Raw genomic sequence first — 18,694 nt, 5'->3', positions numbered from 1 at the left:
ACAAACCCGTTTGTATCAGGCAGCGTCTTCGAACTGCGCGTAACCGGACTCTTCCAGCTCCAGCGCCAGTTCCTTGCCGCCGCTCTTCACCACGCGGCCCTTCGACATCACGTGCACGAAATCAGGCACGATGTAGTTGAGCAGCCGCTGATAGTGGGTGATCACGACCATCGCGCGCTCCGGCGAGCGCAGCGCGTTGACGCCGTCGGCTGCGATCCGCAGCGCGTCGATGTCGAGGCCGGAATCCATTTCGTCGAGGATGCAGACGGCCGGCTCGAACAGCGCCATCTGCAGGATCTCGTTGCGCTTCTTCTCACCGCCGGAGAAGCCGACATTGACGCCGCGCTTCAGCATGTCCTGCGGAATGTTGAGCGACTTGGCGACCTCGCGGACCTTCTTCAGGAAGGCCGGCGACGAGATCTCGTCCTCGCCGCGCGCCTTGCGCTGGGCGTTGAGCGCCGCGTGCAGGAAATTCCAGGTGGTCACGCCGGGGATCTCGACCGGATACTGGAACGCCAGGAACACGCCCTTGGCGGCGCGCTCGTTGGGCTCCATCTCCAGAAGGTCCTCGCCCCGGAACAGGATCTGGCCGCCGGTGACTTCATAGCCCGGCTTGCCGGCGATGACGTGGGACAGCGTCGACTTGCCGGAGCCGTTCGGCCCCATGATGGCGTGCACCTCGCCCGGGTTCACCGTGAGCGACAGCCCGTGGAGGATCTCACGCTCCTCGACACGAACCTGCAGATCTTTCACTTCAAGCAAAGACATCTGATTTTTCCTGAGCATCATCCCGAGGCGCGTCGGCCGCGCCCGCAGGCGGGATGGATTAGCCAACCGAACCTTCAAGGCTGATCGAGATCAGCTTCTGCGCTTCCACCGCGAACTCCATCGGCAGTTGCTGCAGCACGTCCTTCACGAAACCGTTGACGACGAGGCCGACGGCTTCTTCCTGCGAGAGCCCGCGCTGGATGCAGTAGAACAGCACATCCTCGGAAATCTTCGACGTCGTCGCTTCATGCTCGAACGTCGCCGAGGAATTCTTGGCCTCGACATAGGGCACGGTGTGCGCGCCGCATTTGTCGCCGATCAAGAGTGAGTCGCAGGCGGTGTAGTTGCGCGCGCCGGTCGCCTTGCGATGGGCGCTGACGAGGCCGCGATAGGTGTTCTGCGACTTGCCGGCGGCGATGCCCTTGGAGATGATCCGGCTCGACGTGTTCTTGCCGAGGTGGATCATCTTGGTGCCGCTATCGACCTGCTGGAAGCCGTTCGAGATCGCGATCGAGTAGAACTCGCCGCTCGAATTGTCGCCGCGCAGGATGCAGCTCGGATATTTCCAGGTGATCGCCGAACCGGTCTCGACCTGGGTCCAGGAGATCTTGGAATTCCGGCCGCGGCAGTCGCCACGCTTGGTGACGAAATTGTAGATGCCGCCCTTGCCTTCCGAATTGCCCGGGTACCAGTTCTGCACCGTCGAATACTTGATCTCGGCGTCGTCGAGCGTGACGAGCTCGACCACCGCGGCGTGCAGCTGGTTCTCGTCGCGCTGCGGCGCGGTGCAGCCTTCGAGATAGGAGACGTAGGAGCCCTTGTCGGCGATGATCAGCGTGCGCTCGAACTGGCCGGTGTTGCGCTCGTTGATGCGGAAATAGGTCGACAGCTCCATCGGGCAGCGCACGCCCGGCGGCACGTAGACGAACGAGCCGTCGGAGAACACCGCCGAATTCAGCGTCGCGAAATAGTTGTCCGAAGTCGGCACCACAGTGCCGAGATACTTCTGCACCAGATCGGGATGCTCGCGGATCGCTTCCGAGATCGGCATGAAGATCACGCCGGCCGCCTTCAGCTCCTTCTGGAAGGTGGTCGCAACCGACACCGAATCGAACACGGCATCGACCGCGATCTTGCGGTTCGGCGTCTGCTCGCCGCCGGGCGGCGGCTCGACGCCTTCCAGGATCGCGACCTCGCGCAGCGGAATGCCGAGCTTCTCGTAGGTCTTGAGGATTTCCGGATCGATCTCGTCGATCGAGGACAGCGTCTTCTTCGGCTTCGGCGCCGCGTAGTAATAGATGTCCTGATAGTCGATCTTCGGATAGTCGACGCGCGCCCAGGTCGGCTCGGTCATGGTCAGCCAGCGGCGATATGCCTCAAGGCGCCACTCCAGCATCCAGGCCGGTTCATTCTTCTTTGCGGAGATGAAGCGGACGGTGTCTTCCGACAGCCCCTTCGGGGCCTTGTCGGACTCGATCAGCGTCTCAAACCCATATCGATACTGGTCGACGTCGATGCGCCGGACGCGCTCGACCGTCTCTTGTACAGCAGGCATTCATATCCTCCGCTCGCGGTTTCAAGGACCGCGGTGGATCTCAGTTCCGAAAGTCTCTTACGATGCTTTGAACACGAAATCACTCGCTTAGAACAGTTCAAGCTGTGTTTCGTCGTCCCCCCTTAACTAGGGTATCGGCGAGCTTTCGCCAAGCCTTGAGGGTCAAATCCACGTCTGTCTCCGTGGTAGACCAGCCAAGACTGAGCCGCACCGCTCCCTGGGACACCTCGGAGAGGTATCCCATTGCCTCCAGCACGTGCGACGGCTGGACCTTACCCGATGAACAGGCGGAACCGGAGGAGACCGCTACCCCCCCGAGGTCGAACCCGATCACCGCCGTTTCGGCCTTCATGCCTGGCGCCGTGAACAGGACGGTATTTGGCAACCGCTTGACGCCATCGGAGAAGACCACGAGGTCCGGCGTCTGCCGCAGCCCGTGCTCGAGTCGGTCACGCAGCCCACGGACACGGGCAGCGTCCGCCTTCAGCGCCACCATCGCCGCCTTCGCGGCCGCACCAAAGCCTGCGATTCCCGCGACGTTCTCGGTCCCTGCCCGCCGCCCGTGCTCCTGCCCGCCGCCGCGCAAAGACGCCTCCAGCCCCTCGACGCCCTCGGCGAGCACCAGCGCGCCTGTGCCCTTCGGTCCGCCGATCTTGTGCGCGGAGAGTGTCACGAGGTCGGCCTGGGTCGAGGCGAGATCGAACGGGATCTTCCCGAACGCCTGGATCGCATCGACATGCAGCAGCCCACCGGCCGCGTGGACGATCGCAGCGACGTCGGCCACCGGCTGGATGGCACCGGTCTCGTTGTTCGCGAGCATCACCGAGACCAGAGCAGGCGGAGCATCCGCCAGCAGCGCGCGCAGATGATCGAGATCGATCACGCCGGCGCGCGTGACATTGATGGCGCCGATCGCATCGCGCGAAAACCGCCCGCCCGCAAGGACCGACGCGTGCTCGATCGCCGACACCAACAGCCGCCGCACCGGCGCGCCCGCGCCACGATGCAGGCCCGGCGTCAATGCGAGCGCGTTGGCTTCGGTCCCGCCGGAGAGAAACACGACGTCCTGCGGCCGGCCGCCGACCGCCTTCGCCACCACGTTGCGGGCATCCTCGACCAGCCGTCGCGCGCGGCGACCTTCGCTGTGCACCGAGGACGGGTTGCCGCTCAGTTCCCACGCAACGGCCATTGCCGACTTCGCCTCCTGGCGAAGCGGCGTGGTGGCATTCCAGTCGAGATAGACGCGATCGGCCATCGAGCTTGTCCGCCGCACCACCGTGGTTGCGGCCTTCCCTCTGCGACATAGCGACAGTCGGGCAGCGAGACCAGATCGGAGTCACCCGCACGAGAGGTTTTTCACGCGCACTTGGAGTCTCGTCCCGTCGCGGGGCAAGACGTTTAGGGCGCCGTGCGCGCGATAGCATTGTGACAAATCAAAACTTCAGGTAGCCGGGCGAACAATTCGGCGTGTTGATCCGAGTAACCGCCTGCGCGCGCGTCACAGAGCGCATTCGCCTCAGCCAAGCGGCACAATTTCCTTGATTTTTGCCCCTTGCGTCATGCTAGAAGGCCCTCCAGCGTGCCGCCCGGCGGCGCCTGTGCCGATTTCATCATGAGCCGCTCTGTTCGCGCCCCGTCGCTGAAGATCGCTCCAACCGATTGATTGATCGACATCAATCGAGGGAACGCAATGCCTGAAGTCATTTTCACCGGCCCTGCTGGCCGTCTCGAGGGTCGCTACCATCCGGCCAAGCAGAAAAACGCGCCGATTGCGATGATCCTGCATCCGCATCCGCAGTTCCACGGCACGATGAATCACCAGATCGTCTACCAGTGCTACTACGCGTTCGCACATCGCGGCTTCTCGGTGCTGCGCTTCAACTTCCGTGGCGTCGGCCGCAGCCAGGGCTCGTTCGATCACGGCACCGGCGAATTGTCGGACGCGGCGAGCGCACTCGACTGGGCGCAGGCGATCAATCCGGAGGCGCGTGCCTGCTGGGTCGCTGGCTTCTCGTTCGGCGCATGGATCGGCATGCAGCTCTTGATGCGCCGGCCCGAGGTAGAGGGCTTCATCTCCATCGCGCCGCCCGCCAATCTCTACGACTTCTCGTTCCTCGCGCCCTGCCCGTCGTCCGGCCTGATCGTGCACGGCGACAAGGATGCCGTGGTTCCGCCCAAGGACGTCAACACGCTGGTCGAGAAGCTGAAGACGCAGAAGGGCATCGTGATCGACCAGCAGGTCATCCCCGGCGCCAACCACTTCTTCGACGGCAAGCTCGAGCCGTTGATGGAGACGGTGACCGGCTATCTCGACATGCGTCTCGCCAACGTGCGGTGAGCATCTTCGAAAAGCTTGTAGCCCGGATGCAGCGAAGCGAAATCCGGGACCGCTCTCACCGCTGATAGCAAGAGCCCCGGATTGCGCTTCGCTGCATCCGGGCTACGGATTCGGCTTATTCCGGCGCCATCTTCAGCGCAGCGATCCCGATCAGCACAAGCGCGATCCCCGCGACCTTCATCGGGTTCAGCGCCTCGCTGAACAACAACACGCCCATGGTCAGCGTGCCGACCGCGCCGATGCCGGTCCACACCGTGTAGGCAACGCCGACGCCGAGCACCTGCAATGCGCGGCCGAGCAGGAACACGAAGGCGGCGAGCAGCACCAGCGAGACCAGCGTCCAGCCGAGCCGCGTATAGCCTTCGGCATATTTCATCGAGATCGCCCAGGCGACGTCCAACAGGCCGGCGACGACCAGCGCGATCCAGGCGACAGAGTGCGACATGGCTTACGCCGCGAGCTTCAGCATGTGCGCGCGGTGGCCGACCAGGAATGCGTGCAGCAGCGCGGGATAATCCGGTGATACCGCGCCGTGCACGCTCGGCCGCTGGGCCAGCGCGCTGCGCCAGGCGCGCAGCTTGGGTGTATGCGTGAACACCGCGAGATCGGTCAGCTGGTCGAACAGATCGAAATAGCGGAAGATCGGCGCGAACACCGCATCGACCAGGCTGAAGCGCGGGCCTGCGAAGCACGGACCTGCGCCGAGCGCCGCCTCGACGCGGGCGAATTTTGCGGCGACCGCCTGCCGCTTGCTGTCGAAGGTCGCGGCATCGGTCGCGGTCTCGAGCCCCCAGAGATCGCCGAGAATGGCCGAGCCGAACTCCATCCAGGCGCGATGCTCGGCCCGCGTCAGCGCGTCCTCGGGATGCAGCCTGGCGCCGCCTTGCGTTTCCTCGATGTACTCGCAGATCACGTTGCTCTCGAACAGCGCGACCTCCTTGCCGTCGTCGCGGGTCACGACGAGCACCGGCACCTTGCCGAGCGGCGAGATCCTCAGGAACCAGTCCGGCTTGTTGGCGAGATCGATGTCGATCCGCTCGAACGGCACGCCCTTCTCGCGCAGCGCGATCACCGCCCGCTGCACATAGGGACAGAGCTTGTGGCTGATCAGTTTCAGGGCGGCCATGGCAAACCTCGCGTTCAATGCAACTGCATCGAATTAAATGCAGCCGCATGGAACTGTCAAGGTAGATGCATTTGCATCTAAATCACGGTCGCGCGATGATGCCCCCGGTCATCGGGATCGGCACCCCCGTGGTGGCGGGATAGCTCAGCGGCAGGCCCTTCATGCCGCGCGCGGCGAGGAAGCCGAACGCCTGCGCCTCGATCGCGTCCGCGGCCCAGCCGAGCGCCTCGGCCGGCTCGACGGTCGCCGGCGTCAGCCGCTCGCGCAGCATCCGCATCATCGTGAGGTTGGAGGCGCCGCCGCCGCAGATGATCCAGCTCTTCGGCCGTTTCGGCAGCAGGGGCACGACCCGGGCGATTGCTGCCGCGGTGAAGGCGGTCAGGGTCGCGGCGCCATCCGCCGGCGCCACGGCGCCGAGCTTGAGGCTCGCGAAATCGTTGCGGTCGAGCGATTTCGGCGGCGGGGCCGAGAAGAACGGCAGCTTGAGCGCCTGCGCGATCCAGACGTCATCCGGTTTGCCGAGCGCCGCGAATTTGCCGGCAGTATCGAACGGCTGATGCATCTGGCGGTACATGAAGTCGTCGAGCAGCGCGTTGCCCGGCCCGGTGTCGCAGGCGATCAGCGTGTCCGTCCCGTCGATATAGGTGATGTTGGAGACGCCCCCGATATTGACCACGACGATCGGCCCCTCGCGGTTCAGCGATTGCGCCAGCGCGCGGTGGTAGACCGGCACGAAAGGCGCGCCCTGCCCGCCGGCTTCGACGTCGGCGGCCCGGAAATCGTGCATCACCGGAATGTGGATCACCTTGGCAAGCGCCAGGGCATCGCCGATCTGCACCGTCAGCCTCCGCTCGGGGCGATGCAGCACGGTCTGGCCATGGAACCCGACGATGTCGATATCCTGGGCGGAGATCCGGTTCTGCGCCGTGAAGTTGGCGACCGCCTCGGCATGGGCTGTCGTGACCGCCTGCTCGGCCTGCCGCAGGATCCCCGGCCGGGCGTTGCGCTGCGACAGGTGAACGGCCTCGGTCAGCGCCTGGCGCAGCAGGCTGCGCTCGGCGTCGGTATAGGGCCGATAGCCCGACGGTCCGAAGGCCTTGATCTGGCGGCCGTCGGTCTCGATCAATGCCACGTCGACCCCATCGAGCGAGGTACCGCTCATCAGACCGAGTGCCGTTAACATCATGTTGGAAGCGCCCCAGCCGGGAACCCCCGGCTTGTCTCAAACAAGTACATCCTATAATGCCACTGCGCGTCCGCCTGCGAGAGCCTCGACGTCAGAGTTCCGCAAATAGATGCAAAAACCGTAAAACAAGAATGATCTGGCTCGCCGACAAATGACTGCATTTAAATCGGATTTCCTGAACACTCTACAGGAACGCGGCTTCGTCCACCAGTGCTCCGATTTCCAGGGCCTCGACGCGCTTGCTGCGAAGGGCGAGGCTACCGCCTATGTCGGCTACGACTGCACCGCGCCGTCGCTGCACATCGGCAACTTCCTCACCATGATGATGCTGTACTGGCTGCAGCAGAGCGGCAACAAGCCGATCACGCTGATGGGCGGCGGCACCACGATGGTCGGCGACCCCTCCGGCAAGGACGAGACGCGCGCGATGCGCACGGTCGCCGAGATCGAGGCCAACAAGGCTTCGATCCGCGGCGTGTTCGCCAAGGTGCTGCGCTATGGTGACGGACATTCGGACGCCATCATGCTCGACAACGCCGAGTGGCTGACGAAATTGAACTGGATCGAGATGCTGCGCGACATCGGCCGGCACTTCTCGGTCAACCGCATGCTGACGATGGACTCGGTGCGGCTCCGGCTCGAGCGCGAGCAGGAGATGAGCTTCATCGAGTTCAACTATATGGTCTGCCAGGCCTACGACTTCGTCGAGCTGTCGCGCCGCACCGGCTGCCGGTTGCAGATGGGCGGCTCCGACCAGTGGGGCAACATCGTCAACGGCGTCGATCTCGGCCGCCGCATGGGCACGCCGCAACTGTTCGCGCTGACCACGCCGCTGCTCACCACCGCCTCCGGCGACAAGATGGGCAAGACCGCCAAGGGCGCGGTGTGGCTCAATGCCGACCAGTTCTCGCCGTACGATTTCTGGCAGTACTGGCGCAACGTCGAGGACGCCGACGTCGTCAAGTTCCTCAAGCTGTTCACGATCCTGCCGATGAGCGAGATCAGCAAGCTTGCGGCGCTGGCGGGCGGCGAGATCAACGAAGCCAAGAAGGTGCTGGCGACAGAGGCGACCGCCCTGCTCCACGGCCGCGATGCGGCCAATGAGGCCGCCGAGACCGCGCGCCGCACCTTCGAGGAAGGTGCGCTGGCCGAAACCTTGCCGACGGTGGAAATTCCGCGCGGCGAATTTGAAGCCGGCGTCGGCGTGCTGGCCGCCTTCGTCAAGGCCGAGCTCGTCGCCTCCAACGGCGAAGCGCGCCGGCAGATCAAGGGCGGCGGCCTGCGCGTCAACGATGCTGCCGTCACCGACGAGAAGATGCTGCTGACATCGGTCAATCTCACGCCGGAAGGCGTGGTGAAACTGTCGCTCGGCAAGAAGCGCCACGTCCTGCTGAGGCCTGCATAGGCGCATTCGCATTTGTCGGTTGCAGGGAGTGCCGAAAGCGCGCTCCCGTCTTTCCGATGGACCAGACCACGCCTCCGAACGACACGCTGGCAACGCCGGCGAAACAGTCGCGCACCGCGCTGAACGTGCTTGCGCTCTGCTTCGTGCTGTCGGTGCTCGGGCGCGGCCTCAGCGACAGCTTCACGGTGTTCCTGAAGCCGATCTCGGAAAATTTCGGCTGGGACCGCGCCTCTGTCGTGTCGGTCTATTCGCTGACCTGGCTTGCCAGTGGCCTCACCGCGCCGCTGGTCGGACGCCTGTTCGACCGCTCGGGTCCGCGCGTGGTCTATTCACTCGGTCTGTTGCTGCTCGGCTGCGCATTCCTGATCGCCTCGCGCGCGCAACAGCTCTCGCAATTCCAGCTCAGCGTCGGGCTTTGCGTCGGCTTCGGCACCGCGCTGATCGGCAACGTCTCGAACTCGATCCTGCTCGGCCGCTGGTTCGGGCCGCGGCTGCCGACCGCGATGGCCGTGATGTATTCGGCGACCGGCGCCGGCCTGCTGATCCTGCTGCCGCTGTCGCAGGTCTTGATCGACTGGATCGGCTGGCGCGCGGCCTATCAGGTGTTCGGCATCGGCGCGCTGTGTCTGCTTGTTCCGCTCGTCTTTCTGCCGTGGCGGCTGTTCGCCGGCGGCTCGCCGCATATCGTGAAGAAGGCGCAAGCGGGCCTCGCCGAGGAAGGCTGGACGTTGCTTGGCGCGATGCGCCACCACGCCTTCTGGGCGTTGTTCTCGACCTTCTTCTTCACGGCGGTTGCGATGTATGCGCTGACGGCGCAGATCGTCGCCTACCTGATCGATGTCGGCTTTCCGCCGTTGCAGGCGGCCACCGCCTGGGGCTTCTCCGGCGTCGCGCTGTTCGTCGGCATGCTCGGCGTGTCCACCCTCGACGGCATCATCGGCCGCCGGCCCTCGGTACTGTTCAGCTACGGCGTCTCGATAGCAGGCATCATCCTGCTCTGGCTGTTGCAGTGGTATCCGAACTACTGGCTCTTGACCGGCTTCATCGTCTGCTTCGGCAGCATGATCGGCTCGCGCGGGCCGCTGATCACCGCGACGGCGCTGAAGATCTTCCGCGGCGAGCGCGTCGGCACGATCTACGGCACCATCATGATCGGCAGCGGCCTCGGCTCCGGGCTCGGCTCATGGGGCGGCGGCCTGATCCACGACTGGGCCCACAGCTACAATCCGCTGATCGCGTTCGCGCTGGTCAATGTGGTGCTCGGCCTGATCCCGTTCCTGGTGGTGCCGGCGCTGCGGCGGTGAACCAGACGTGCGTCCGCTTCCCTCGGAAGGCGACGTAGCGGCCGATGTGAATGCATGTCGGCCGCAGGCCAACAGGCGACATTCGCGAAATGAAAGAGGCCGCCAACTCGAGCGGCCCTAGTGGATCGCTCCCAATTTCTTGGTTGCGAGAGCCGTTTGTGCGCGCTCCGGGGTCGATCTTCTAGTCCGATGCTAGTCGCAGCGACGGACCCTGCGGACCGAACCGTCGTCACGCTCGATCGTGACGGTGCGGCATCCGCGATATCCGCGATCATATCCGTAGGCGCGGTAAGCGGGCCGATCATAGTCTCGATCGTAACGGGGCTGCGGGCCCACTCTTACGCCGCCGAGCGGAGTATCAACGGCAACCTGAGCTGACGCGGGTGCAATGGAAATCGGCGTGGCCATGGCGAAACCGGCAACCGCCAGTGCGCCGGCCAATAACAGCGTCCTCATGAGAGCTCCTCCTGAGTTGTTGAATTGCTCTCCAACATCCCAGGTCGGGCAAGGTTCCTGCGGGCTCGCACTCGGGGCGCCCGCCTCGGATGGTTGCGGACGGAAACCCGCCGTACATGTTCCTGAATCGAATTGGTATGGCCGGGATGTCTGTTGAGGGCCAAAAGCGGACGGTGATGCGCGCTTTTCTCAGTTGTTCGTCGGCGGCAGATCGTTCGGGCCGTACTGCTTGAACTCGAAGATCTTGCGCGTCAGGCCGGGCGCAAGCGCCGAGATCGGGTTGACACGCAGCACCGGCTGGTTTGGCGTTCCCACCACCTCATAGGTCACGCCGATCAGGCCTTCATTGCTGCCGGCGCCGAGGAATATCCCGAAGAACGGGATCTGGCCGAACATGTTGTTCAACCCGTACATCGGAATGAAGGTGCCGTTCATGCGCACCTGATTGCCGATATAGTCGATGCTGCCCTCGATGGTCGCGCCGATGCTCGGTCCCTTGACCACGCCGTTGCGGATCGAGAGCTGGCCGCTCTGGCGTGTGAACTCGGCGCGCAGCGCATCGAACCCGATGCCGTTCTGGGTGCTGACCGGCCCGCCGGCGACGGCGCGATCGAGCTGCGTTTCGCCCTTCACCGAGAAGCCGGTGATATTGAGGAGCCCCTCCCTGGGTCCCGGCTCGGGAATCGGCGGCTCCATCGCAAGCATGAGCTGGCCACCGACCACCTTCGAATAGGTGTCGATGAAGCGCAGGAACGAGCCGGCGTCGGCGGTTTGCAGGAGGATCACTTCCCGCGCCTGTTGACGCCGCAGGTCGGCGTTGACGGGGGTATCGCGGCCGACCTTGCCGCTCAGCGAAAACGCCTTGAAGTACCCGTTGCGGCGCGAGACCTTCGCGTCGACGCCGCGCAGCGCCTCGCCGTTGAAGCCTGCCACCGCGCCGAGTTTCAGGTCGATATCGAAATCGGTGGTCCTGGTCTTGCTCTTGGGATCGCTGTCGCGGCCGGAGATCGCCGATTTCAGGAAGCCGCGGCCATCGAACACGTCGCCGCGCATCGTCACCTTGATCACACCGTCGGGACCGCGATCGGCGCGCAGCGACGTCTTGTCGCCTTCCGACGGCGCATAGGTCGGGAAGTTCGCATTCATGAGGTCGCCGTTCTGGTCGACCTCGATCGCGCCCTTGATCGACACGCCGGCGCCGTCGATCGAGATGTCCTCGAACCGCGTCGATTGCCCCTTCGGCACCACGTTGAAGGTCGCCTTGCCGGCCCTGCCCGACGCCTTGACCCAGCCGGGCAGGATGTTGTCGAGCTTGAGCTGGGTCAGGTCGGCCTCGACGCCCATCTTGGTGGTGGGGTTGTCGCCGCTGCCGATCTTGCCGTTCAGCTTGATCGGGATCGCGCCGGAGACCGCGGGACCGAGATCGAGCCCGAGGCGCGCGCGGCCCGCATCGTCGAGCGTCGCCTGCAGCTTGACGTCGGCGTCGCCTTCGGCCGGCTTGCGGTAGTCGAGCGAGGCCGCCTGCCCGTTGATCTTGACGTCGCCCTTGACCTGGAAGCCGGCGTTGCTGGCAACCAGCTTCAGCGCGTTGGCCTCGAGCTTCTGGTTCATCACCAGCTTGTCGACCGCGACGCCGGAGATATCCGCAGTGACGGAGTAAAGCGTATCGGCCTTGGTCAGCTCGCCCTTCACCGGCATACCGAGATTGATCGTGGCGGTGACGTTGCCCTTGCTGGCGTTGGGATCGATCGGAGGACCGGAGAGATCGCTGAGCCGGTCGGAGGCGAGAATTTCGGCGGCGGCCGGCACCGGGCAATCGACCCGGAACTTGACCTTCGACGGCGACGGCTTCGGCGCCATGTCCGGCACCTCGAAGGTGAAATCCGAGATCGTGATCTTGCGGCCCGCCGGCGTGTCGGCGATGCCCTGGTTGATGGTCACGGTCGCGGTGCGGCCGGTCACCCTGGCCTTCAGATCCGCGTCATGCACCGCCGGCATCTGATCGACCGGGCGGACCGTGACTCCAGAGGCGACGATGTTGACCGAGAGACCGTCATCCGGGATCGGCGGTCCCTTGCGCGACAGATTATGCACCGGCGAATTGACGCCGACGTCGATGCGCTGGAGCGTGCCGCGGTCGATCCGCTCGAGCACCCATTCGCGCACCTCGGGCACGATGATGACCGGCCACATCCGCTTCAGGGCGGAGGCCGACATCGGCGTGCCGGCGAAACCGAGTTGCAACCGCGGCTCGCCGGAATAGTCGATGCTGCCGGTGCCGGCGACGCCGATCTCGCCATTGGAGATGTCGGCCTGGGTCAGCAGCACCCGCTTCCTCTCGGTGTCGAACCGGAAGCCGATGTTGATGCGGTTGAAGATCAGCGGCGGCTCGTTCTTGTCGGCGTCGGCCAGCACGATGGTGCCGCCCGACAGGCCCGCCTGCCAGTCGGTGACGTTGTCGTTCGGCGGCTCCAGATGCCCGAGCAGCGTGATGCGGTTGGCGCCCGAGATGACCTTGATCGGCGCCAGCAGCACGCGCCGCCCCGAATCCCATTCGACGCTCATCTCGGCCGAATCGACCGGCATCGGGTAGTCGGGCGTGTCGGTGTCGATGATGTTGCCGGCGCCGACATTGATCTTGCCGCGGAAATAGGTCGGCAGGCCGTCGCGGCCGAGTTCGCCCTTCAGCTCGCCCGACAGCGGCAGGTCGGCGGTGTAGGTCAGATCCTTGGTCCTGAGCGCGAGCAGGATGTTCCGGGTCGACACCTTGTCGGCCTTGATGTCGACCGAGCGCACACCGTTCTGCTGCGGTCCGACCAGGACGCGGACCGACCAGGGATTGGCGCCCTCCTCGCCGAAGCTGAGCGCAACGCCACCGCCGCTCGGGCGCCGCAGGCTCAGGCTGATATTCTCAAAGCTCCATTTGTTGCCGCGCTGCTGGTCGTCGACGACGAGATTGCCGTTCTTCAGGCCGATCTCGTTGAGGTTCTGACCATCGAGGCCGGTCAGGCTGAGGCTGTCGAGCCAGTCGAGACCGGCGAGCAATCCGCTCTGGGCCGAATCGGGCAAGGCCGCAGAGGGCTCGGAGGCTGCCGGCGGCGCAGCAACCGGCGGCGGTGCTGCGGGCGCCGGGCGCGGGAATGTCGGCGGCATGCCCGCCTCCCGCTTGGAGGCAACGCCGGTGGCCAGCGGCTTTGCGGTGTCTCCGGCGGACACCGTCACATTGCCGTCGGGCGTAATGCGCACCGACAGTTCCGCATCGACCAGATTGAGACTCTCGGCCCGCAACTGGCCCATCAGCAGCGCCGTGCCCGACAGGCGCACTTCGGCTTTCGGCGCGCTGGCAACGACTGCATGGTCGCGATCGCGGACGATGATGTCGCGGATGCGCACCGCGATCCGCACGCGGCCGGCACGCTCGATCTGCGTTCCGCCGACCTCGACCGTGTTGCCGTGGCCGATGTTTTCCTCGATCGCCGCGGCAAGCCACGGCGTCGCCAGATCGAGATTGATCGGACCGGCGCCAAGTCGCCACCACAGTGCGCCGAAGCAGGTCGCGAACATCAAGACCAGCACCACGAGCACCAGTCCGATGCGACGGATCCAGCGCTCGCCATGCAGCCAGCGCTGCATGCCGGAGCAGAAATCGGTGAAGCGGTGCAGGTTGGTATTGGAACGCGCCAGCAATTGCCGCGCACGGTTGCCCGCCGCCTCATCCTGCTCGTCCCACGCGGCGTCGTCTTCCCATTGCGAGAAGTCAGCTCCGGCGCGCGGATTTGGACCCTGCGGCGACGTGTTCCTTGCCATTGCCTCTCGGTGCTGACGGCGAAGCTGATCGCCGCCATCGGGGCGCCCCTCGATTCGTATCGAGCGCTCCTGTGCCGGCATCGCCGCCTATCCTCGCCTAATCATGTTACTCGCCGATGGCCCCCGGAACGGACCAAACCAACCAATCAAACGACAATTCAGCAAGCGGACGGGTAACGCGTCGAATTCCTTGTCACCATACTCCGTGGCCATCAAACTTGCCCAGCGGCCGCTGCGAATCCGGCCGCCGCGAATAAGACCCGCAATACCCCAATGGTTGAGCTTCGGAAAGCGACGAAAGGAAGGCGTATGTCCAAGAAAACGCGCATGAAATCCTCCAACACAACCGGAAAGCGGGTCGCAACAAAGGCTGCGCGCGCCGCAAGCGCAAGCACTGGGAAGTCCGCGACGAAAACCCGCACAGCGGTTGCGAAGAAGGCAGCGGCCAAGAAGACGACCAAGAAAACGTCGAAGGCAAAGACCGCCGCGGGTGTTCAAGCCAAAGCCTCGCACAAGGCCGCATCGAAACCGTTAAAGCTAGAGCCGGCCGCGACCGTGACCAAACCGTCCGCCGTCACACTGGCCGAAGGCGCCGCGGCACCGGCGTTCGACCTGCCGCGCGACGGTGGAGGCAGCGTTTCGCTTGCGGATTTCGCCGGCAAGAAACTGGTGCTGTTCTTCTATCCGCGCGCCGACACCCCGGGCTGCACGAGGGAGGCAATCGATTTCACCCGGCTCAAAAGCGAGTTCATCGCCAACGGCACCGAAGTGGTCGGCATTTCCGCCGATACGGTTAAGGCGCAGGAGTCATTTCGAAACAAACACCAGCTTGCGGTGCCGCTGGTCTCGGACGGCGCGCATCAGATGCTGGAGGCGTATGGCGCCTGGGGCGAAAAATCTATGTATGGCAGGACCTTCATGGGAATTATTCGCACCACGGTTCTGGTCGATTCCAGTGGAAAAGTCGCCCGCATCTGGCGCCATGTGAAGGTCGACGGCCATGCCGAAGCGGTACTGGAGGCCGCCCGATCGCTCTGACGGGAGCGGTTCCGTTTCCTGAAAATTAACCATACAGGGCTCAAATCGGCCCCGCAAATTAGCCGTACGGAGCTTGGTCCGACCGGCCGCGGGAGTACCGATGTCGAGCCGGTCCGGTCACCACGAATACCAGAAACACCATCATCCCCAGGACCATGGCCGGACGCCGTCGCGCCGTCCGGCCGCCCATCATGCCGCACCGGCTGCTGCCGCGGCGGCCTCCGGCGAGGGCTACACGCTGGTCCACGCCGGCAAGCAGGTCCGGTTCGGACCGGTCGTCTTCTGGATCGCGGTCGGCACCGTGGTCCTGCTCGGCATGTGGTCGGCGGCGACCGCGACCTACTTCGCGTTCCGCGACGACGTGCTGACCCGGCTGATCGCGCGCCAGGCCGAGATGCAATATGCCTACGAGGACCGCATCTCCGAGCTGCGCGCCAAGGTGGACCGCACCACCAGCCGCCAGCTGCTCGACCAGGAACAGTTCGACCAGAAGCTCGACCAGATCATGAAACGGCAGTCGACGCTGGAATCGCGCGCCACCGCGCTCGGCGCGATGCCTGACGCTGCGACCACCGGATCGATCAAGCCGCAGGGCCGCGCCGAGGCGGCGCCCTCCTCCGGCACGCCGAAGCCGTCCCCGATCAGCGACACCGTGATCTTCGTGGCGCCGCCGGATCGCGAGGCGCGGCTCGAATCGCGCGCACCGCTGATCGCCAAGACGCAGCCGAACCAATTCGCCAAGGCACAAGGCGTCGACAACGTCCTGGTCCGTCTGCAGACCTCGCTTGACCAGGTCGAGCGGCGCCAGGTCGCAGCCCTCTCCTCGGTTGAGGAGAGCATCGATTCCAAGGTGCGGCGGATGCGCGGCGTGATCTCCGACCTCGGCCTCAACATGGCGCATCTCGAAGCAGCTGCGCCGCGCTCCGGCATGGGCGGCCCGTTCGTGCCGGTGAAACTTTCCGCCGACGCCGGTCCGTTCGAGCGCCAGCTCTACCGCATCAACATCAATCGCGCGCAGATGCAGCGGCTGAACCAGACGCTTGCGCTGGTGCCCTACCGCAAGCCCGTGGTCGGCGAGGTCGAGTTCACCAGCGGCTTCGGCGTCCGCACCGATCCGTTCCTCGGCCGGCCCGCGATGCACACCGGTCTCGACTTCCGCGCCGCGCAGGGCGATCCGGTGCGCGTCACGGCCAACGGCAAGGTGGTGTCGGCGGGCTGGGCCGGCGGGTACGGCCGCATGGTCGAAGTCGATCACGGCAACGGCCTGTCGACCCGCTACGGCCACCTCTCCGAGATCGGCGTCAAGGTCGGTGAGTACGTCAGGATCGGCCAGGTGATCGGCGCCGTCGGTTCGACCGGCCGCTCCACCGGTCCGCATCTGCACTATGAGACCCGGATCGACGGCGAAGCGGTCGATCCGCAGAAGTTCCTGCGCGCCGGTGTCCGGCTCAGCGCGGGCTAGCTCAAGCCCACAACGATCGATCTGAACATCGGCGCAAGCGTCTCGCTTGCGCCGGTTTGCATTTGCGGCTCAGCGCCGGCCGCCGCCGCCCATGCCGCCACCCGGCCCGCCGCCACCGAATCCGCCGCCAGGCCCGAACGGGCCACCGCCGCCGCCGGGACCGAAGGGTCCGCCGGGCGGTCCGAAGCCGCCGGGGCCAGGGCCGGTCGCTCCGCCACCCAGGGGATCCGGTGCAGCACTGCCGCCGGGCGGCGCGCCACCCGGCGCACCGGACGGCCCTCCGCCGGGGCCTCCAGCCGGACCGCCGCCCGGCGCGCCGCGCCCGCCCGGTCCAGGTCCTGATCCGTGGCCTGATCCGTGGCCCGATCCATGTCCCGGCCCCAGTCCGCCGCCACCCGAGCCGCGGCCGGGCGTGCCGGGATTGCGCACCGACGAGCCCGGGAACTTGCCGACCGATTGCACCGACTCGACGCGCAGTTCGCGTGTACCCGACAGCTCTGCGTTGACGACGACGCGCGTATCGGCCGCCGGCGAGAAGCGCGAATGATCGCGCGCGACGAAGCCGGAGCCGAGCTGCAGATCATTGCCGACCCGCCGCACATAGGCCTCGATCAACAATCGCTTGGCGCCGGTGAGATCGGAGAAGTCGTCGGCGCGGCTGCGCGACACCTGCATCACGCCCTGCGCAACATGGCCCTCGGCCTGCACGCGCTGACCGACCAGCGCCGCGTCGACGCCGGCGAGCTTGAGCTCGCCGATCCGCAAGGTGCCTGCGCGGTCGCGCTCGAGCGGACCGGCGACGCGCATCGCGGCGTCATGGCGCTCCTGCACCAGACTTGCGACGACGACGCCGTCGGTGCGGCGCAGCCCGAACACCGCGACCTGCGCGCCCGGCTTCAGCCAGCTCTCGCGGCCGGTCCAGGCGACTTTCTGGCCGAGCACCGTCAGTTCGCCCGGTTTCACCTGCTCGACCGGCCCGGTCACCTCGCTCGTCACATCGATCCGCCTGGTCGACAACGTGCCGCCGGCATCGCGTTCCGCCACCACGCGCGCAAGCTGTCCGATCCGCAGCGCCTTGGCACTCGCCGCCTCGCCGTCGATCCTGACCGGCACGTCGGCCGCATAGGCGACGCGCTCGCCGTTGACATAGATCGAGCCGAAACGCTGGATCACGCCGACGATGCCGGTGCCGCCGATACCTTGATCGGAGCCGGTGATCCCGGTGCCGCCGATGCCCTGATCGTTGCCGCGCTTCTTCACCTGCGCGCCGGCGAGCGACGTTCCGGCAAGCCAGAAGCCGATCAGCAGCGCGCGGCGGGAGATCGCCGGTGGGCCGTTCACGACGCACCGCCTTCGTCGGCATCATCATCGACCGGGCCGTCGGGGCCCTCGCGATAGATGTAGATGCCGAAATTCCAGCGGTAATCGCCGCCCTTGTCTTTTGCGAGCGCGCGGTTGGCTTCGCGGTTGGCGACCTTCAACGCCTCCATCGCGAGCTCGCGCGAGCGGCCTTCAAGTCGTTTTGCCAGCTTGGCCGACAGGCCGTCGTAATGCACCGCGCGTTCGAGGAAGCGCGGCGCGGCCGAGGACACGTTGAGCTCGGCGGCCGCGACATGGTCGTGCAGATTGCGCCCGAGATAGTGCCATTTGCGATCGTCGTCGCCATGCGGCACGAAGGCCTCCTCGACCAGCATGATCTCGTCGTCGTCATTGATGGTGACGAGCTTGCGGTCGAGCCATTCGTCCAGCACCGCGCGCGGCCGCACGTCCTTGGTGATCGATTCGACCAGCGTCTCGAACGACGGCGCGCCGCCGTCCGCGGTGCGCGGCAGCGGCAACGGATCGCCCTTCGCATCGGTGAACTCGGGCGCGGCCAGCCAGCGTGCGATGATCGCGCTGGTGCGCGACAAGGTCGCCGGCACCGCATTGACCGGCGCGCCCGCGCCGCGGAGCCGCCCCACCTCCTTGCGGTGGATGCCGGTCAACAGGCTGACGCGGCTGTCGGTCTGCTCCTTGCCTTCGAGCGCGAAATCATGCTCGGCGACGTTGACATAGAGCTCGCGCAGCAGCTGGGTCAGCGCCGGGAACGTCATGCCGCCGCGGATGCAAAGCCGGACCAGCGGGCGCAGCATCCGCGCCAACGGCGAATGCAGCTGCGCTGCGGCGATCGGCGCGGACGATCCCACCTTCGACTTCGGGGCCTTGGCATTCATGCCCAAGTTTTAGCCGCCCGCTGCGTGGGATACAAT

The 18,694-nt window shown here is 65.7% G+C and carries 14 protein-coding genes; 5 read left to right on the top strand and 9 right to left on the bottom strand.

The genetic code is table 11. From position 1 onward, the window contains the following. Positions 1 to 15: 15 nt before the first annotated feature. From sufC to ACVILL_RS31435, 3 genes are all read right to left on the bottom strand, one after another. A complete protein-coding gene (gene sufC, locus ACVILL_RS31445) occupies positions 16 to 768 on the bottom strand; it encodes a Fe-S cluster assembly ATPase SufC (protein WP_028332213.1) in 753 nt (250 codons plus the stop codon). Positions 769 to 826: 58 nt separating this feature from the next. Beyond that, positions 827 to 2,323 (bottom strand): Fe-S cluster assembly protein SufB, encoded by a 1,497-nt coding sequence (gene sufB, locus ACVILL_RS31440; protein WP_076860064.1) that lies wholly within the window; start codon positions 2,321 to 2,323, stop codon positions 827 to 829. A 97-nt stretch (positions 2,324 to 2,420) separates the two neighbouring features. Further along, a complete protein-coding gene (locus ACVILL_RS31435; RefSeq protein ID WP_456732611.1) occupies positions 2,421 to 3,578 on the bottom strand; it encodes a cysteine desulfurase family protein in 1,158 nt (385 codons plus the stop codon). 435 nt (positions 3,579 to 4,013) lie between these two features. Here ACVILL_RS31435 and ACVILL_RS31430 point away from each other — a divergent pair, with 435 nt between their 5' ends. Further along, a complete protein-coding gene (locus ACVILL_RS31430; RefSeq protein WP_016843213.1) occupies positions 4,014 to 4,661 on the top strand; it encodes an alpha/beta hydrolase in 648 nt (215 codons plus the stop codon). Positions 4,662 to 4,776: 115 nt separating this feature from the next. Here the strand turns inward: ACVILL_RS31430 and ACVILL_RS31425 are convergent, their stop codons facing one another. From ACVILL_RS31425 to ACVILL_RS31415, 3 genes are all read right to left on the bottom strand, one after another. After that, entirely contained in the window at positions 4,777 to 5,106 is a 330-nt protein-coding gene (locus tag ACVILL_RS31425; RefSeq protein WP_456732610.1) for a DMT family transporter, read from the bottom strand. Between the two features lie 3 nt (positions 5,107 to 5,109). Further along, positions 5,110 to 5,787 (bottom strand): glutathione S-transferase family protein, encoded by a 678-nt coding sequence (locus tag ACVILL_RS31420; RefSeq protein ID WP_456732609.1) that lies wholly within the window; start codon positions 5,785 to 5,787, stop codon positions 5,110 to 5,112. Between the two features lie 82 nt (positions 5,788 to 5,869). Continuing rightward, the gene (locus ACVILL_RS31415; protein WP_456732608.1) at positions 5,870 to 6,973 is read right to left on the bottom strand and encodes an anhydro-N-acetylmuramic acid kinase; all 1,104 of its coding nucleotides are present in this window, start codon (positions 6,971 to 6,973) and stop codon (positions 5,870 to 5,872) included. 151 nt (positions 6,974 to 7,124) lie between these two features. Between ACVILL_RS31415 and tyrS the strand changes: the two genes are divergently transcribed. Then, the gene (gene tyrS, locus ACVILL_RS31410) at positions 7,125 to 8,378 is read left to right on the top strand and encodes a tyrosine--tRNA ligase (protein ID WP_456732607.1); all 1,254 of its coding nucleotides are present in this window, start codon (positions 7,125 to 7,127) and stop codon (positions 8,376 to 8,378) included. Positions 8,379 to 8,434: 56 nt separating this feature from the next. Further along, the gene (locus ACVILL_RS31405) at positions 8,435 to 9,682 is read left to right on the top strand and encodes an MFS transporter (protein ID WP_456732606.1); all 1,248 of its coding nucleotides are present in this window, start codon (positions 8,435 to 8,437) and stop codon (positions 9,680 to 9,682) included. A gap of 645 nt (positions 9,683 to 10,327) precedes the next feature. Here the strand turns inward: ACVILL_RS31405 and ACVILL_RS31400 are convergent. Then, complete coding sequence (locus ACVILL_RS31400; protein ID WP_456732605.1) at positions 10,328 to 14,026, bottom strand: hypothetical protein; 3,699 nt, start codon at positions 14,024 to 14,026, stop codon at positions 10,328 to 10,330. A gap of 228 nt (positions 14,027 to 14,254) precedes the next feature. Between ACVILL_RS31400 and ACVILL_RS31395 the strand changes: the two genes are divergently transcribed. Next, positions 14,255 to 14,983 carry a peroxiredoxin gene (locus tag ACVILL_RS31395; RefSeq protein WP_456732604.1) on the top strand — a complete coding sequence of 243 codons (729 nt, stop codon included), beginning with the start codon at positions 14,255 to 14,257 and terminating at the stop codon, positions 14,981 to 14,983. 100 nt (positions 14,984 to 15,083) lie between these two features. Then, positions 15,084 to 16,445 (top strand): peptidoglycan DD-metalloendopeptidase family protein, encoded by a 1,362-nt coding sequence (locus ACVILL_RS31390; protein WP_456732603.1) that lies wholly within the window; start codon positions 15,084 to 15,086, stop codon positions 16,443 to 16,445. Positions 16,446 to 16,514: 69 nt separating this feature from the next. On the opposite strand, the gene ACVILL_RS31385 is transcribed toward ACVILL_RS31390, so the two are convergent. Both ACVILL_RS31385 and ACVILL_RS31380 read right to left on the bottom strand, forming a co-directional pair. Then, on the bottom strand, positions 16,515 to 17,786 hold the full coding sequence (locus tag ACVILL_RS31385) for a DUF5666 domain-containing protein (RefSeq protein ID WP_456732602.1): 1,272 nt from the start codon (positions 17,784 to 17,786) through the stop codon (positions 16,515 to 16,517). After that, a complete protein-coding gene (locus ACVILL_RS31380) occupies positions 17,783 to 18,658 on the bottom strand; it encodes a DUF6502 family protein (protein WP_456732601.1) in 876 nt (291 codons plus the stop codon). Before ACVILL_RS31380 ends, ACVILL_RS31385 begins: the two co-directional genes overlap by 4 nt. Positions 18,659 to 18,694: the final 36 nt, after the last annotated feature.

This window comes from Bradyrhizobium sp. USDA 3364 (assembly GCF_054056355.1).
Note: the sequence above shows the minus strand (reverse complement) of the source record. Positions and strands in the feature narration are given on the sequence as shown.

Bases quoted from the DNA above. Each gene is read 5' to 3' on its own strand.
- sufC (WP_028332213.1), bottom strand. From the start codon at position 768: ATGTCTTTGCTTGAAGTGAAAGATCTGCAGGTTCGTGTCGAGGAGCGT.
- sufB (WP_076860064.1), bottom strand. From the start codon at position 2,323: ATGCCTGCTGTACAAGAGACGGTCGAGCGCGTCCGGCGCATCGACGTC.
- ACVILL_RS31435 (WP_456732611.1), bottom strand. From the start codon at position 3,578: ATGGCCGATCGCGTCTATCTCGACTGGAATGCCACCACGCCGCTTCGC.
- ACVILL_RS31430 (WP_016843213.1), top strand. From the start codon at position 4,014: ATGCCTGAAGTCATTTTCACCGGCCCTGCTGGCCGTCTCGAGGGTCGC.
- ACVILL_RS31425 (WP_456732610.1), bottom strand. From the start codon at position 5,106: ATGTCGCACTCTGTCGCCTGGATCGCGCTGGTCGTCGCCGGCCTGTTG.
- ACVILL_RS31420 (WP_456732609.1), bottom strand. From the start codon at position 5,787: ATGGCCGCCCTGAAACTGATCAGCCACAAGCTCTGTCCCTATGTGCAG.
- ACVILL_RS31415 (WP_456732608.1), bottom strand. From the start codon at position 6,973: ATGATGTTAACGGCACTCGGTCTGATGAGCGGTACCTCGCTCGATGGG.
- tyrS (WP_456732607.1), top strand. From the start codon at position 7,125: ATGACTGCATTTAAATCGGATTTCCTGAACACTCTACAGGAACGCGGC.
- ACVILL_RS31405 (WP_456732606.1), top strand. From the start codon at position 8,435: ATGGACCAGACCACGCCTCCGAACGACACGCTGGCAACGCCGGCGAAA.
- ACVILL_RS31400 (WP_456732605.1), bottom strand. From the start codon at position 14,026: ATGCCGGCACAGGAGCGCTCGATACGAATCGAGGGGCGCCCCGATGGC.
- ACVILL_RS31395 (WP_456732604.1), top strand. From the start codon at position 14,255: ATGTCCAAGAAAACGCGCATGAAATCCTCCAACACAACCGGAAAGCGG.
- ACVILL_RS31390 (WP_456732603.1), top strand. From the start codon at position 15,084: ATGTCGAGCCGGTCCGGTCACCACGAATACCAGAAACACCATCATCCC.
- ACVILL_RS31380 (WP_456732601.1), bottom strand. From the start codon at position 18,658: ATGAATGCCAAGGCCCCGAAGTCGAAGGTGGGATCGTCCGCGCCGATC.